The following is a 15,380-nucleotide window of genomic DNA, read 5'->3' as shown; positions in this document are numbered from 1 at the left end:
CTTAAATTTTTATTATTGGTGTTCTTTATCTATTATTCCATTTCTCTCAAGCTCAAGATCCCAGACTCTATGTGAGGCAATAGCTTTTATAAAGTGGTCATCTCCTTTTTCGTTTTCAGCCAAAATCACTGCAGGATCTTTATGTTTCTTTTGGTATATATCGGTTGAGTTAAAGATGATCTCTGTATTCTCACCAAAATAAATTGCTTTACAATGTCTGTAGGCTTCATTTAAGAAGTCAACAACTCCATTTTTATAATCCGGCATCATCCAAATCTCGCTTGATTTTTCACCAGAGGCAACGTAAACAGCATCAAAACACACACTTGAAGTGCTGCTTATTGAATGTTTTGGAGTGTATGAAGTTCCGTCATCAGCCTTTACAGGAACCATTTCAGGAGCTACAACCTGAACGACAGCACCTCCGCTTTCCAGCTTTTTCTGTAACTGTTTTATAGAATCAGCATTACATCCATCGGCAAGTAAAAATGCAATTACTCTGCTTTTTATTGAATCTTTCACCGTATTTTCCATACTTAAAGCTTCAGATTTTTTTTGTTTCGGCTCTCGTTCTTCACTCTGTAATGACAAACCATCATGATCAGCAGGAATACTTCCATTCGGCTGGTCTAAAACTTTTACTTTAACCCCTAATTTATCAGCTAATTTTTTAGCAAGGTCTTTATTAATAAAATTAAGCTGACCTATCATTCTCTCGCGTATTTCAGGAATCGTAACTTTAGTAAGTTCAAAAATCAGTGCTTTTTGAAGATGTCTTTTTTCGGGTTCAGACTGACTGTTATAAAATAGCTTTGCCTGTGAATAATGATCTACAAAAGATTCACTTCTTGCTCTGATCTTTGCACCACTCACTCTTTCCCCATACGATGCGAAACCGCCATCTTTCATCATCGCCTGATACGGACATCCTCCTCCGATTGAGTTGGGTTCGTAGCTTACTTTTCCTTTAACAATCTGCTGTCTCATATGACCGTCTCTCTGATTATTGTGTACGGTCTGAATAGATCTGTTAATAGGAATTTCATGAAAATTAGGTGAACCTAATCTTGACAATTGCGTATCGGTGTAGGAAAATAATCTTCCCTGTAAAAGCGGATCATTGGTAAAATCGATACCGGGAACCAAATGACCAGGATGAAAGGCAATTTGCTCAGTTTCTGCAAAAAAATTATCCGGATTTCTATTTAAAGTTAGCGTGCCGATTATATCAACCGGTACTAATTCTTCAGGTACAATTTTAGTAGGATCTAAAAGGTCAAAATCAAAATCGTGTTCATTTTCTTCAGGAATAAGCTGAACCCCTAAATCCCATTCCGGAAATGCTCCGTTTTCTATGGCTTCCCAAAGATCCCGACGGTGAAAATCTGGATCGTTACCTGATATTTTCTGAGCTTCCGGCCAAGCTACCGAATGAACTCCTAATTTAGGTTTTAAATGAAACTTTACAAAAAATGCAGTTCCTTCACTGTTGATGAATCTAAACGAATGAACTCCAAACCCTTCCATCATTCTAAGACTTCTTGGAATTGCACGATCGCTCATCAACCACATAATCATGTGCATACTTTCTGGCATCAAAGAAATAAAATCCCAAAAAGTATCGTGCGCTGATGCAGCCTGTGGAATTTCATTATCCGGTTCAGGCTTTACAGCATGCACCAAATCAGGAAACTTCATGGCATCCTGTATAAAAAATACGGGCATATTATTGCCTACAAGATCGTAATTTCCCTCTTCTGTATAAAATTTAATTGCAAAACCTCTTACATCACGAGCCAAATCTGTGCTGCCTCTACTTCCTGCAACGGTAGAAAACCTGACAAAGACCGGTGTTTCTTTTCCTAAACCTGACAAGAACTTGGCCTGGGTATATTTTTCCATGCTTTTTGAGAGCTTAAATACTCCATGAGCTCCTGAACCTCTTGCATGAACAATACGTTCAGGAATTCTTTCGTGATCAAAATGTGTTATTTTTTCACGAAGGATAAAATCTTCCAATAAGGTTCCGCCACGTTCTCCAGATTTTAAAGAATCTTGATTATTATTAATTTTTAATCCTTGATTGGTGGTCAATTTTTCATTGGAGTTATCTGTCGTGTGATCTTTTAGCTGATCCAGCTTTTCATTTTTTTGAATGTTCTTATCCATACTAATTTTGTAATTTTTAGTGTGCAGATTTGATTTGGTATTTCTTGTTTATATAAAATTATGATGCTTTAATTAAAAAAGCATACCATTATTCCGATATAAGCATTAATTTAAAAAATTAACGAAGTTGATCGATATAATACAAATATCTATCTCTGTACAGATGTGGTGCCAGAATCTTTAGGAGTTGCAGATCCGGCATTAAGCGGAGCATTTAATGCAGCAGAATCTGAGGGTGGAAGTGCCATTGAAGTATCAGAGGGCAATGTTCCCGTCGACATACTTTCATTTTGATCTACCTCTTTTTTCTCTTTTGCACAACTAATGAATGTAGCGCCTAAAAATAGGGCTGAAAGAAAATAGGTTTTCATAATTTAATTTTGTAATGTTTGGTAAAACCAAATTTAGCTTTATAATTCCCCAATGATTATGACCTCAATCATACTACTGATTATAAACTATAAAAAGTACCACAACTTATTTCTTAAAATGATATTGGTCTTATTCTTGGATAAGTTTTGTTGCACCAATCAAAAAATATCCTGTTATGAAAAAACATATTATTGTCATAGGAGGAGGCTTTGCCGGTATTAATTTCATTAAAACGATTGCCAGATCTAATGAGTTTATCATCACACTGGTTGACCGAAATAATTACCACTTCTTTCCTCCCTTAATTTATCAGGTTGCTACTGCATTTATTGAGCCTTCACATATTAGCTATCCCTTCAGAAAGCTATTTTCAGCTTATGATAATGTACATTATCACATGGGAAGTTTTCTTAAAATAGATACAGAACTACAAATAATTGAGACCGACACTGGTACAATAGGATATGATCATGCAATTCTTGCTTTGGGAACAGAAACTAACTTTTTTGGTCTGGAGAATGTGGAGCAATGTGCACTTCCAATGAAGACTATTCATCAAGCTTTATACATTAAAAATCATTTGCTTTTAAATCTTGAAAAAGCCTCCAGAAATGAAGATGAAAATAAAGCAGAAAGGTTACAGAATATCGTTATTGCGGGTGGTGGCCCTACCGGAGTAGAGCTTGCAGGTATGATTGCCGAGATGGGTGCTTATGTAGCAGAAAAAGAATATCCTGAAATAGAGCTTAACCTTTCTCATCTTTATCTTATAGATGCTCTACCATCATTGTTAGCTCCGATGAGTGATGCCGCAAAAAAAACGGCGTATGATAATTTGAAAAGATTGGGAGTAAATATTCTTTTGAATGTATCTGTAAAAGATTATGTGGAAGGAAATGTAATATTATCAGACGGAAGAAAAATAAAAACAGAAACACTAATCTGGACCTCCGGAGTTATTGGCCGGGAAATAGCAGGAATCCCAGACACCAGTATAGGAAAAGGTAGAAGATTACTAGTAGATGAATACAACCGGGTTTCAGGTTTTAAAAATGTTTGGGCATTAGGTGATATCTGCTTACAGTTAACAGACAAAAATTTCCCTAAAGGCCATCCTCAGCTTGCACAGGTTGCCATTCAACAAGCAAAATTAGCAGCAAAAAACATTAGGAAATTACACAATCAACAACCTTTACAGCCTTTTGTATACAACGATAAAGGGAGCATGGCAATTATATCTAAATATAAAGCCGTTGTTGATCTTCCCAAGTTCTCATACACAGGATTCTTTGCATGGCTTACCTGGCTTTTTATACACATTATCCCATTAACAGGATTTAGAAACAGAGTAAGGCTCGCAATGGAATGGTTTAGGTTATTTATCACCAATAACCCCTCTATACGAATGATTTTGCAACCTAAAAAAAATGAACAAAAAGATAAAAATTAACTTTAAAAATAAATGATATGCTTAAAAAAATGTTAGCAGGATTAGGCGGAGCCATCGCACTCAATCTACTCCACGAAGTTGTTAGAAAAAATTTTGATAATGTCCCGCACATTAATGAAGTGGGAGAAGAAGCTTTAAAAAAGATGACCGATTCTACCGCTCTTGAGATCTCTGATCCCGATAAGCTCTATGCAGCAACTTTGGCAGGTGATATTGTGAGTAATGCCATCTACTACGGAACCACAGCAACCAATTATAATTTTACAAGCGGAATTGCAGCCGGAATTGGTGCGATTGTTCTTCCTCAAAAGATGGGCTTAAATGATCAACCGGTAGCTGAAAACAATAAAAAGAAATTTATGACTGTAGGTTACTATGTTTTTGGCGCATTGGTTACTAAATTCATTTATGACAAAATTAAATAAAAACATACCCCTGCAATGCGGGGGTATTTTTATAAACATATTCTTCCATTAGAAATGCATACAAGATTTTCATGTTCCAATTTTTTCACTGTTCGGATAACCGTTTCAACCCGGAGACCCGTCAAATTTGCAATTTGTTGTCTTGATAATGGCACTTCAAATTTAAACGGTTCATTTACCTGGTGATGCATTTTTAAAAATTCTAGAACTTTATAAATACGCTGTGAAGGATTATTAATTGATAATGTGGTCAACATTTTATGTCTGTAAAACATTCTTTCAGCATTATGATGTAAAAGATTTTGCATCAAATCTTTATTTCTGTCAACCATATTCATAAAATCTGATTTAATCATTCTAATAATTACCGAATCAGAGATCACTACAGCATTAAAGCAGTAGCCTGTATTGCACCATAAAAATGTTTCTGCAAAGCAATGACCATCTGACGGAAGACTATGAATAAATTCTGAGCCGTCTTCTCTGTAGGTATTCAATTTAACAAGTCCTGCCCGGATCTGAAAATAATATTTAGGTAATGAGTCTTCTAAAAAAATTGTTTCGCCCGCTTCATATTCCTGAATAACAGCACCATTGTTAAGAAGAATTTCTTCATTAATAACCATAAAAGTATATAAAATTATAAAAAGAGATGAGACACCATCTGAAATAGAGCTTCTGCTCATGTGAATCATTTGCAAAAATATAAATATGGAAGATGAAAATTTATGATTAATAGCATAAACGTACTATTTAGTTTTAACTAGATAAAAAGCAATTTTCATTTGGATCAAAACATTTGCTTTACTTATTTGTCCTGACCATAAGGTATTTTTAAATTAATTTTAAATAAAAATAACCCACATACCACAAAGCATGCATTGAAGGCATATTTATTGTTTAATTCACTTAAAATATTATTATGGAAAATTCAAAAACAATTTCAGTACTCAACGATTTGTTGCACATTACCAATGACAGAATTAAAGGTTTTGAAAGAGTGGAAGGAAAAGTTTGGGAAAGCTACTCTGATTTAAAAGGAGAATACGATAAAATGATTTCTCAATCAAAAATAATGAAAAACGAAATCATCAATCTTATTACCGACAGAGGTGGCAAACCTGATGAAGACACCTCATCTTTAGCAGGAAATCTCCACCGTACCTGGATCGACATTAAAAATTCTTTACCGACAACCAACAATGATCGTGAAACCCTGGAAAACGTAGTTTTTGGCGAAAAACATGCTATTGAAGCTTATGATAATGCTTTGAAAAGTGGAGACCTATGTCCTGAAAGTTCAAAAGTGATTGCAGATCAGCTAAAGGAATTGCGTGTTTCTTACCATCAGTTTAATAATATTGAGCATTACAAAAGCAAAGAGGATCAGTAAAATTAAAGAAGTCTGAATTTTTATAAAGATATTTATTATTAGAATTAAAAATATTTCACCAAGAATCAACAAGTCCGTCGGTGAGATATTTCCGCTATGTTTTATAAAATTTGAACATGACGCCCCCGGCAATCACAATATTTCTGATGCAGTTGAAAACCGCGACTTCAAATTTGGATATTCATTTCTACTATAGATTACTGCTTTTAAAGAGCTTTCTCTTTAGAATGTAAATATTTAAGTATCTACGTACATTTGAATAAAATTGAGCAATTCTACAGTTCTTTTATAGGATATTTTGATGGTCTTCATCGAATCATAATCCTATCCATATCAATCATTACAATCTGACACCCATAGTAAGACCTTCCTCACTTCCACCTGGACCGGGAATATCAATTCTGATGTAATCCGTAATTTTGCGCAAACGCTCAACAATTTTCCCTGAAGAATCGCAAAGTTTAGAATCTACAGAACTTTCATTACAGTATTTCCGGCATTGATTAGTGTCAAAAAAGCGTTGTTTTAAATCATCAAATTTAATATCTAATTCTTCACCGTTTTCCACTTCTTTACTACTCTCAGTATCATAAAGCCTCTTTTAAAATGTTTTGGAACTCCAAGAATATTTTTTCGCTTCATTATAATTAATGTAAAATAATTATGGGATTTCGTCATGTGACATATCTACGGGTTTAGATTCAGGAGAACCTTTTTCACGAAGCCAAATCGATAAGACTACCAATGAGAAAACGGCCAGAAATTCGCTTTGCCAATTTTGTAACGATTCAAACCAAAATCTTGATTCTGAGATATAGTCATACCAATGACTTGCCGGTAAACCTTTCATTTCATTTTCAAAATTCTGATCTTTAAAACTACCATAAAAATGCAGTATAAAACTTATAAGAAATAGTAAGGCAAATGCAACAGATAAAGAATGTTTATATATTTTAAGATAAATCCCTCCTTTTCTGACAGGCCATGGCGCCTTCGAATGCGGTTGCGGTTCTCTGTCTACCTCCTCAGGCTCGGTTAAAGATTTTGATTCGCTTGAGCCTTTTTGCCGCAAGGAAATAGTTAACAAGACATACAGCATCATATGAAGAAATTCACTTTCCCAGTTTTCAAATGTTGCCTGAATAAAGTGTCCGCTGTGAAAATATTCTTTAAAACTTAATAAAGACTTTCCTTGTTCCGTTAATTCTTTATTTTCAGTATTAAAACCAGTAAAAAACTGGCCAATCAAACAAACAATTATTAGGCATAATAAAACAATTCCTAAGCTGTTTCTATAGAAAAAACTTGGTCTATCTAATTTATTATTCTCCATTTTTATAAATATTTATTATAAACCATTTGTACGGTGCAGTTAGTAATTAACTTCTATTACAATACAAAAATTTTGTGATTGCCACTAAAACAAATTGTGAATTTCATATACTTTAATCATAGGAATTACTAAAGATATTATAATAGTAAAAATTTAATTATCAGCATATTACACCTTCATAAAAAAACGTTTTGCACGTTTGTTTATGAAAAAATCAGATTATAATCTTTAGTATTTTACTACGAATAGTCAACAAGCAATAAGGTGAAGTATTTTCTAAGTTCATAATAAATCTTAGTTTGATGTAGATCAAAATTATATCAAATATTAGAAAATCATTATGACCACAATCATAGTGTTTCAATAATCAAAAAGACCCCAAAGGTGATAAGTATAAAATAAACATATTAAAAAAAGAGTTATCTGTAATCTTATGATTGAAGTACATACCCAGAAATATTGCAGGGAAAACAGCTGGTAATGATACTACGAAGAATGTACTCAGCCCTTTTGATAAAATGATTTCTCATTGGTTTTGTAATGCTAAGTTTTTAAAGTCACAACGTGAGATATTGATAGCTATTAATTTTTATAGCTACATTTAATTATAAATTTATTTTCCAAATTAAGCCAGAACTCAAATTAGTTACAAAGTATTTCATTGACAGAATTTTATGAATGGTAAGTTTTATTCAACTATTCTCGAAATAAAGTAAAATTTAATTAGCGATCTTATATTTACTCCTATGAATAAAGGATAATCAACATATTTTGTTTCTCAAAGTGATTTAAATCATAAAGATTTACATTTTAAATTCGTTATTTCATATCGGTTTTAGCTGAGTTATTTATTCGCAGTTATTATCAATAAAATACCACCATAATTACAATCTATATGAAAAAAAGCTTTTTTGAAAGGTTTTCAGATCGTGCTGTATGTTTTACCGGCAGCCCGACGGCATTTATTGTTGCTACTCTTTTGGTCGTTATCTGGGCTGCAACAGGACCGTTTTTTAATTTCTCGGAAACATGGCAGCTCGTTATCAATACGGGAACAACAATCGTTACATTTCTAATGGTATTTCTTATTCAGAAAACACAAAATAAAGATTCAAAAGCAATTCAAATCAAACTCAATGAGCTTATTGCATCAAGTCAAACAGCAAGTAATCGTCTGGTTGACATAGAAGATTTAACAGAAAAAGAATTAGATCAACTTCATAAGTATTACGAAAAATTAAGCACGCTTACCGAAAAAGATGCTTCTACCCTACATTCTACTAATAAATAATCTAATAACAAAGTACATATATACATGATAACGTCTTCAAATATCGATTCGTCTCCTGATCAATTATCAGTTAGATCACTGATTCATTTTTTAAAAGAATTAGAAAATTTGTATAATCACATTGGAGAATATTTACTATCAACTAATGAGACTGTATCGACTGCCGAAAGTGTGACTTCCGGGCTGTTACAATTCTCTTTTTCACAAATGAAAGATGCTTCAAAGTTTTTTAAGGGCGGGCTGACCGCTTATACCCTGGAGGAAAAAGTAATCCTTCTTAAAGTAGATCAGGCTGAAGCCTGGTATTGCGATTGTGTATCCCCCAATATTGCCGACAGCATGGCGATCAATGCGTCCAAATTATTCAAAACAGATTGGTCGATTGCGGTAACGGGGTATGCCACTCCTGTGGAAGAATCTAAAGAGGAATTATATGCTTTCTTTTCTATTGCATACAAAGGCAATATTGTTCTTTCACAAAAGCTGGAGCTGCACTCCCGAACGCAATCAATAAATGCCCAGTTGTATTATACCGAATTTATATTAAGCTGTTTCAAACTCGAATTGGAGAAGAAAAAAGAAAAATAGTACCGCTTAAAACTAATTACACCAAATATATATTTTATGGAAAGATTACAATTATCAGGTAAAACCGTACTCATCACAGGTGCAGACAGTGGAATAGGAAAAGCTGTTGCGCTATTATTTGCCAAAGAAGGTGCAAATATATCTTTCATTCACTACAAAGACTATAAGGATGCAGAGCAAGCAGAAAAAGAAATTGAAGAATTAGGTCGAAAAGCCATTTCATTTGGCGGAGATATCAATAATGCTAAATTTTGTAATGAAGCCGTAGCAAAAACAATTGCAGAATTTGGAGGGATTGATATTTTAGTAAATAATGCAGGAACACAAATTCCTTGCGACAATATTAAAGATCTTAAAGAAGAAAATATCAGATTAACTTTTAACTCAAATATTATTGGTCTCATTTTATTGACAAAAGCTGCATTTCCACATCTGAAAAAAGGAAGTTCAATCATTAACACCACTTCGGCAGTTGCTTATATAGGTCATGAAGAGTTGCTTGATTATTCTGCGACAAAAGGAGCTATTGTCTCGTTTACACGTTCATTAGCTCTACAATCTAAGCAAAAAGGAATCCGTGTCAATGCTGTAGCCCCCGGACCAGTAGCAACACCGCTTACAGAGAAAACATTTGGTGAAGAAGAGGATGATCAAAACAAGCCTCCTCTAGAAAGAAAAGCTTCTACTGAAGAAGTTGCTGCAAGCTTTTTATTTTTAGCAACAGAGGCTTCAGCACAGATGACAGGTCAGGTTTTACATCCCAATGGAGGATTAATAGTTAACGGGTAATATATGAACGGAGTGATGATTCAATTTTTCCATTGGTACCATCCGGGTGCTATTTGGAAAGAATTTGCGGAAAAAGCGGAACTTCTAAAAGAATTAGGATTTACCGCTGCTTGGCTTCCACCCGCTACTAAATCTAGTCTTGGTAAAAAAGGTAGAGGATATGAAGTGTATGATCCCTATGATTTAGGAGAATTTGACCAGAAAGGAGATGTTTCTACACGATACGGTACAAAAGATGAATATCTGAAAGCCATTAAAAAAGCTCATGACTTTGGGATCTCAGTATATGCTGACATAGTTCTGAATCACAGAATGGGTGGCGATGAAGAAGAAAATATAACCGTACATAAAGTAGATGATGAAGACCGGAATGAAATAATCAGTAAACCGATGGAAGTTTCAGCATTGACCAAGTTTATTTTCCCTGGTAGAAATAAAAAATACTCCAACTTTGTTTGGGATTATCAATGTTTCAGTGGAATTGATCATGTGACAAAAAACGGAGAAAAACTGCACGGGATTTTTAAAATCCATAATGAATATGGAAATGAATGGACTAACTCTGTAAGCCATCAATTTGGAAACTACGATTATTTAATGGGAGCAGACATCGAATATCGTAACCCATGTGTGGTTCAGGAAATGAAAGACTGGATAAAATGGTATATAGAAAACACTCATGTTGACGGATTGAGACTTGATGCACTAAAACATATTTCATCCGACTTTTTAAAAGAATGGATCAGTTACATCAAAAAAGCAATCAGCCCTGATTGCTATATTCTGGGAGAATTCTGGAAGGATGAAGCAGAAAAAATTGAATATTTTTCTGATGAAATGAATGATCTTATTTCCTGTTTTGATTCACCGTTGCATTATAATTTCTTTAAAGCATCAACAGAAGGCAGTACATATGATCTTACAAAAATTTTAGAAGGCAGCTTTCTGGAAAAGAAACCTATGTTCTCTGTCTCTTTTGTTGAAAATCACGATACGCAGAAATTACAGGCGCTCGAATCAGCTGTTGAAGATTGGTTCAAACCACTAGCTTATGCCATCATACTGCTTATCAACAAAGGCTACCCATGCTTATTTTATCCCGATATTTTTGGTGCAGAATACACCGATATTAAAGATCAAGAAGAGATAAAGGTCATTATTCCAAAGATTGAAATTTTACCCAAATTATTGAAAGCAAGACAGCAGTTTGCATATGGTGAACAATTTAATTATTTCGATCACCAAAATTGTATTGCATGGTTTCGAAAAGGCGATAATGAGCATTCAGGTTGTTTAATTATGATTTCAAACCATGATGAAAATTATAAAGAAATTAACCTTGGTAAAGAAAATGCAAATTCGATCTATATAGATTTTCTTGAACAAAGAAATGATATCATTCAAACAGACGAAAACGGAAAAGCAACTTTTCATGTAAATGCGCAATCTGTAAGTGTTTGGGTGAAAAAGTAATTATCAAAAATTAGAAATAAAAAGTTGCTGGACTTTTAGACGAATCATTCGATACAAAATTTTCTGGCATTTTCCTTGAAGACCAATTACAAAACAATTATTATGAAAAGAGACGGAAAAAATATAAGCTTTTGGGAAAGCCAAGTCCATAAAGAAGTATTACAAAATTATAATGAGACGCACTTCGAGACCATTATCGTCGGTGCAGGAATTACCGGCGTAACTTTAGCCAAAGAACTTCAGAACCGCGGTCACAATTGCCTTCTGATAGAAAAAGAAAATCCAGGTTTTGGAACTACAGGCGGAACTACGGCACATATCAACAACTTTTTTGATTCTTCCTATGACGAAATTATTAAAAATTTTGGTGAGGAATCGGCCGTTTTGTTAGCCGAAGCAGCGAAAGATACAATTCGTTACATTAAGCAAAATATTGTGCATCATCATATTTCGTGTGACTTTAATGAATGTTATTATTATCTCTTTAGCGCTGATGAAAAACAGTCTAAAAAGCTTGATGATATTTTAGAGGCTCATCATAAAGTAGGAATTGATACAGAACAGACTTTCAGCATTCCATTTCCTCTGGAATTCAAAAAAGCAATAGAAATAAAAGGCCAGGCACAATTTCATCCGCTGCGTTACATCAACAAATTATTGAAAGAATATATTAAAAACGGCGGTGCAATCGCGACAGAAACGCAAATTAAAGATTTTGAAAACAAAGACGGCATTATTACTCTCAAAACCGATAATGATTCTGTTTTTACTGCTAAAAATTTGGTTTGGGCAACACATATTCCACCCGGAAACAATCGCTTCAGCGTACTTTTAGCACCTTACAGAAGTTATGCAGTAACCTTAAGACTGGCAAATCCTGTAAAATCAATGGCGCAGACTGCTGATTTATACGATCCTTATCATTATGCAAGGTACCATAAGTCTGGCAATGATTATTTTTTAATTGTCGGCGGATTTGACCATAAAACCGGAGACGAAAACGATACCGAAAAACACTTTGAGGATCTTATGAAATATGTAGATGACAATTTTAGCTATAAAGAAGTTGTTGCCAAATGGTCTTCGCAATTCTATCAATCAGCAGACGGTTTACCATACATCGGAAAAATGCCGGGTGAAAATAATATCTACATTTCTACAGGCTTCACCGGAAACGGAATGACTTTCGGATCGATGACATCATTAATCATCCCGGATCTGCTTGAAGGTAAAGAGACCGAGCTCTCAAAATTGCTTGCGCCAAGCCGTATAAAACCTTTAGCAAGTGCAAGAAATGTTTTAGACGAAGTCGTCAACGCATCCGTACATTTTGTGAAAGATAAATTTGCGGCAGATAAAATAGATGAGCTTAATGAGCTCAATAAGGGTGAAGGCAGAATCATCAAGTATGACGGTAAAACCTACGCTGCCTACAGAGATGAAAAATCTGAAATTCACCTCTTAAGTCCTGTTTGCCCGCATACCGGCTGTACTGTAGCTTGGAATCCTTCGGAAGTTTCCTGGGATTGCCCTTGTCACGGCTCAAGATTTGATATTGAGGGAAAATTGCTGAACGGTCCTGCCATGACAGATTTAAGCAAGATATAAGATTAGCAACTCCTTCAATGACAATTAAATGATGAAAGTTATCTGAATTTCAATTTAAATACAGTGAAATGCAAGATCTAAATAATACTGAGTTTAGAGGCGGCCAAGGCCAAGTCTTAGAACCTGAAACGTATAGAGATTCCATTGGTACAATGGAGCAATCGGGTAAAAGAAAATGGGTGTTTCCCAAAAAACCAAAAGGAAGATATACCAACTACAGAAATATTGTAGCATATACATTGCTGGTTTTTTATTTTGCCCTGCCCTTTATACAGGTTAATGGTAATCCTGCCCTGTTATTAGATATTATCAACCGTCAGTTTTTTATTGCCGGACAGCCTTTTTATCCTCAGGATTTTTTCATTCTCACATTCGGTGCTATTGTTTCGTTGGTTTGCATAATCATTTTTACAATTGCTTTCGGGAGAATTTTTTGCGGGTGGATCTGCCCTCAGACTATTTTCCTTGAAAATGTTTTCAGAAAGATAGAATATGCCATTGAAGGAGACAGAAACAAACAGATGAAACTTGATCGGCAGGAATGGAACACCGAGAAAATATGGAAAAGAAGCCTTAAATGGTCGATCTACATTATACTTTCATTGATCTTCACGCATTTCATGTTTATGTATATTGTTGGCTATAAAGAAGTTTTCAGAATTGTTTCTGAAGGACCATTTGAGCACTTTACAAATTTCATAGTCATGATTCTTTTAAGCGCCGCATTTTATTTTGTATTTGCATGGTTCCGAGAACAGGTCTGTACATTAGTCTGTCCGTACGGCAGACTTCAGGGCGTACTTATAGATAAAGAAACCATTAATGTTTTCTATGATTTCAACCGGGGAGAAAACCGTTCAAAATGGAGAAAGGGAGAAGACCGGAAAGCGGCAGGAAAAGGAGACTGTATCGATTGTTACCAATGCGTTGTTGTCTGCCCTACCGGGATTGATATCCGAGACGGCCAACAGTTGGAATGCGTGAATTGTACCGCATGTATTGACGCTTGTGATGAGGTAATGGATAAAGTAGGGTTGCCAAAAGGGTTAATAAGATATGCTTCAGAAAAGGAAATCGAAACAGGGCAGCCTACCAGGTTTAATGCAAGAATGAAAGGCTTTCTTATTTTACTGGTCGGTCTACAGCTTCTGCTTGGCTATCTGCTTTACAGCCGTGCCGATATGGAAGTTAAATTTATAAAACCCGCCGGAAGCACATTTTTTGTGAGCGAAGGAAAAATTACCAATACATATAATTTTACTTTCCTCAATAAAACCAACGAGAACAAGATCGTTACCATTAAAATTCTGGAACCTCAGCATGGTGAAATTTCTTACAGTGCATCAAGCAAAATAAAAGTAGAAAGAGACAAAATTACAAAAGGAACAATCAGCATCAGCTTCCCCGAAAAAGAGATAAAGCTATCCAAACAAAATATAAAATTAGGAGTTTACGATCAGGATGGCGAACTTCTGGATTCTTATGATTCTTATTTTGAAGGACCATTTAATATACAGTTTTAACGATTTTTATCTTGCTATTTGTAGATTTTTCAGTATTGTAACAACTTGATTGATTGCCTCATTGCGCAATTTTGGCAAACCTCTATCGAGAGTTAAAAGTATATCATTACATTCCTTCAAATACCGCTTCGCAAAAAAAGGATCGTGTTGTGGGATCTCTTTGGAATTGTCTATAATATCTGCATATTTTATAGTTTGTGCCCGGGCACTTATTTTCCGGAGTCTCTCCAACTCCATCTTTTTACGGGTGTCTCTGTTGAGCTTCGGAAAATCTTTTTTCACATACACATCGGTGAGTTCAATCACCAATGTGATGGTCTGGTTCCGGTCGTTTTCGTTCAGTAGATCTTTAAGAAAATGTAGAATATGATCTTGAGATGTTGCGGTATCTTCTATTACGTCATGCAGTATTGCTGCTGCCAAAACCGGAAGCTCATCCGTATACTGTTTGCAAGTTTCCATAACCCGGATGGGATGTACAATATATTTATCAGGCGTATATTTTCTTGTCTGGTCTTCATGTGCTTTATCTGCAAATTCAATGATTTTATTTATGATTTCTGAATGATCCATTGGTAATATAACTAAGAATAATTGTTGTAAAAACAGCAAGTCGCTTGCCATTTGGTTGAATTTGTATTCTTATTCCTATTTATCATAATCTTGCTACATAAAAATCTGATAAAAGTGAATTATTTTATAAATAAACTATTTGTACTGAAATAAAAATGGTAATAAATAATAAATTTTATACTGTCATCCGCATTTAAGCACATTTAAAAGCAATAATAAAATATTTTATTTACATATATGATCTAGATTATAAACCTGTTTAAACTTTTATTTTTCTGAGAAACAAGATAGAGAAAGTGAGATAATGTAGATTTGTCCAAGTAATATTCAAAGTCTCAAATCTTACTAATAAAGCTTTGAAGCTATCAAGCCATGCATTTGCTTTTTCTATTT

General features: G+C 34.5%; 15 protein-coding genes. 9 read left to right on the top strand and 6 right to left on the bottom strand.

Annotation, left to right across the window (positions count from 1 at the left end; translation table 11 throughout):
- Positions 1–12 precede the first annotated feature (12 nt).
- Positions 13–2,169, bottom strand: a complete 2,157-nt coding sequence (locus B5X64_RS20690) for a catalase (protein WP_079467032.1) — start codon at positions 2,167–2,169, stop codon at positions 13–15.
- A gap of 149 nt (positions 2,170–2,318) precedes the next feature.
- Positions 2,319–2,540 (bottom strand): hypothetical protein, encoded by a 222-nt coding sequence (locus tag B5X64_RS20685; protein WP_079467031.1) that lies wholly within the window; start codon positions 2,538–2,540, stop codon positions 2,319–2,321.
- Between the two features lie 176 nt (positions 2,541–2,716).
- On the opposite strand from B5X64_RS20685, the gene B5X64_RS20680 reads away from it, so the two are divergent.
- Together B5X64_RS20680 and B5X64_RS20675 are read left to right on the top strand one after the other, a co-directional pair.
- Complete coding sequence (locus B5X64_RS20680; RefSeq protein WP_079467030.1) at positions 2,717–3,991, top strand: NAD(P)/FAD-dependent oxidoreductase; 1,275 nt, start codon at positions 2,717–2,719, stop codon at positions 3,989–3,991.
- A gap of 17 nt (positions 3,992–4,008) precedes the next feature.
- The gene (locus B5X64_RS20675; RefSeq protein WP_079467029.1) at positions 4,009–4,416 is read left to right on the top strand and encodes a hypothetical protein; all 408 of its coding nucleotides are present in this window, start codon (positions 4,009–4,011) and stop codon (positions 4,414–4,416) included.
- A 29-nt stretch (positions 4,417–4,445) separates the two neighbouring features.
- Here B5X64_RS20675 and B5X64_RS20670 read toward each other — a convergent pair whose 3' ends face one another.
- Positions 4,446–5,102: a Crp/Fnr family transcriptional regulator gene (locus B5X64_RS20670; protein WP_164463394.1), complete on the bottom strand. Its 657-nt coding sequence runs from the start codon at positions 5,100–5,102 to the stop codon at positions 4,446–4,448.
- 236 nt (positions 5,103–5,338) lie between these two features.
- Between B5X64_RS20670 and B5X64_RS20665 the strand changes: the two genes are divergently transcribed.
- Positions 5,339–5,809 (top strand): PA2169 family four-helix-bundle protein, encoded by a 471-nt coding sequence (locus tag B5X64_RS20665; protein WP_079467027.1) that lies wholly within the window; start codon positions 5,339–5,341, stop codon positions 5,807–5,809.
- Between the two features lie 340 nt (positions 5,810–6,149).
- On the opposite strand, the gene B5X64_RS20660 is transcribed toward B5X64_RS20665, so the two are convergent.
- Positions 6,150–6,377, bottom strand: a complete 228-nt coding sequence (locus B5X64_RS20660) for a hypothetical protein (protein ID WP_079467026.1) — start codon at positions 6,375–6,377, stop codon at positions 6,150–6,152.
- Positions 6,378–6,470: 93 nt separating this feature from the next.
- Positions 6,471–7,142, bottom strand: a complete 672-nt coding sequence (locus tag B5X64_RS20655; protein ID WP_079467025.1) for a DUF6766 family protein — start codon at positions 7,140–7,142, stop codon at positions 6,471–6,473.
- 895 nt (positions 7,143–8,037) lie between these two features.
- Between B5X64_RS20655 and B5X64_RS20650 the strand changes: the two genes are divergently transcribed.
- The 6 genes from B5X64_RS20650 (at position 8,038) to ccoG (ending at position 14,414) form a co-directional block, all read left to right on the top strand.
- Entirely contained in the window at positions 8,038–8,433 is a 396-nt protein-coding gene (locus B5X64_RS20650) for a low affinity iron permease family protein (protein ID WP_079467024.1), read from the top strand.
- 24 nt (positions 8,434–8,457) lie between these two features.
- Entirely contained in the window at positions 8,458–9,021 is a 564-nt protein-coding gene (locus tag B5X64_RS20645; protein WP_079467023.1) for a CinA family protein, read from the top strand.
- A gap of 36 nt (positions 9,022–9,057) precedes the next feature.
- Positions 9,058–9,810: an SDR family oxidoreductase gene (locus B5X64_RS20640; RefSeq protein WP_079467022.1), complete on the top strand. Its 753-nt coding sequence runs from the start codon at positions 9,058–9,060 to the stop codon at positions 9,808–9,810.
- Positions 9,811–9,825: 15 nt separating this feature from the next.
- Positions 9,826–11,283, top strand: a complete 1,458-nt coding sequence (locus B5X64_RS20635; RefSeq protein WP_228427219.1) for an alpha-amylase — start codon at positions 9,826–9,828, stop codon at positions 11,281–11,283.
- A gap of 102 nt (positions 11,284–11,385) precedes the next feature.
- The gene (locus tag B5X64_RS20630; RefSeq protein ID WP_079467020.1) at positions 11,386–12,891 is read left to right on the top strand and encodes an FAD-dependent oxidoreductase; all 1,506 of its coding nucleotides are present in this window, start codon (positions 11,386–11,388) and stop codon (positions 12,889–12,891) included.
- A gap of 68 nt (positions 12,892–12,959) precedes the next feature.
- Positions 12,960–14,414 carry a cytochrome c oxidase accessory protein CcoG gene (gene ccoG, locus B5X64_RS20625; protein ID WP_079467019.1) on the top strand — a complete coding sequence of 485 codons (1,455 nt, stop codon included), beginning with the start codon at positions 12,960–12,962 and terminating at the stop codon, positions 14,412–14,414.
- A gap of 6 nt (positions 14,415–14,420) precedes the next feature.
- Here ccoG and B5X64_RS20620 read toward each other — a convergent pair whose 3' ends face one another.
- Positions 14,421–15,038 carry an HD domain-containing protein gene (locus B5X64_RS20620; protein ID WP_111944991.1) on the bottom strand — a complete coding sequence of 206 codons (618 nt, stop codon included), beginning with the start codon at positions 15,036–15,038 and terminating at the stop codon, positions 14,421–14,423.
- Between the last annotated feature and the right edge of the window lie 342 nt (positions 15,039–15,380).

The sequence above is a fragment of the Chryseobacterium balustinum genome (assembly GCF_900168205.1).
Taxonomy (GTDB): domain Bacteria; phylum Bacteroidota; class Bacteroidia; order Flavobacteriales; family Weeksellaceae; genus Chryseobacterium; species Chryseobacterium balustinum.
This window is presented reverse-complemented; position numbering and strand designations above follow the sequence as displayed.

Bases quoted from the DNA above. Each gene is read 5' to 3' on its own strand.
- B5X64_RS20680 (WP_079467030.1), top strand. From the start codon at position 2,717: ATGAAAAAACATATTATTGTCATAGGAGGAGGCTTTGCCGGTATTAAT.
- B5X64_RS20635 (WP_228427219.1), top strand. From the start codon at position 9,826: ATGATTCAATTTTTCCATTGGTACCATCCGGGTGCTATTTGGAAAGAA.
- ccoG (WP_079467019.1), top strand. From the start codon at position 12,960: ATGCAAGATCTAAATAATACTGAGTTTAGAGGCGGCCAAGGCCAAGTC.
- B5X64_RS20630 (WP_079467020.1), top strand. From the start codon at position 11,386: ATGAAAAGAGACGGAAAAAATATAAGCTTTTGGGAAAGCCAAGTCCAT.
- B5X64_RS20690 (WP_079467032.1), bottom strand. From the start codon at position 2,169: ATGGATAAGAACATTCAAAAAAATGAAAAGCTGGATCAGCTAAAAGAT.
- B5X64_RS20640 (WP_079467022.1), top strand. From the start codon at position 9,058: ATGGAAAGATTACAATTATCAGGTAAAACCGTACTCATCACAGGTGCA.
- B5X64_RS20620 (WP_111944991.1), bottom strand. From the start codon at position 15,038: ATGGCAAGCGACTTGCTGTTTTTACAACAATTATTCTTAGTTATATTA.
- B5X64_RS20655 (WP_079467025.1), bottom strand. From the start codon at position 7,142: ATGGAGAATAATAAATTAGATAGACCAAGTTTTTTCTATAGAAACAGC.
- B5X64_RS20685 (WP_079467031.1), bottom strand. From the start codon at position 2,540: ATGAAAACCTATTTTCTTTCAGCCCTATTTTTAGGCGCTACATTCATT.
- B5X64_RS20650 (WP_079467024.1), top strand. From the start codon at position 8,038: ATGAAAAAAAGCTTTTTTGAAAGGTTTTCAGATCGTGCTGTATGTTTT.
- B5X64_RS20645 (WP_079467023.1), top strand. From the start codon at position 8,458: ATGATAACGTCTTCAAATATCGATTCGTCTCCTGATCAATTATCAGTT.
- B5X64_RS20675 (WP_079467029.1), top strand. From the start codon at position 4,009: ATGCTTAAAAAAATGTTAGCAGGATTAGGCGGAGCCATCGCACTCAAT.
- B5X64_RS20670 (WP_164463394.1), bottom strand. From the start codon at position 5,102: ATGAGCAGAAGCTCTATTTCAGATGGTGTCTCATCTCTTTTTATAATT.
- B5X64_RS20665 (WP_079467027.1), top strand. From the start codon at position 5,339: ATGGAAAATTCAAAAACAATTTCAGTACTCAACGATTTGTTGCACATT.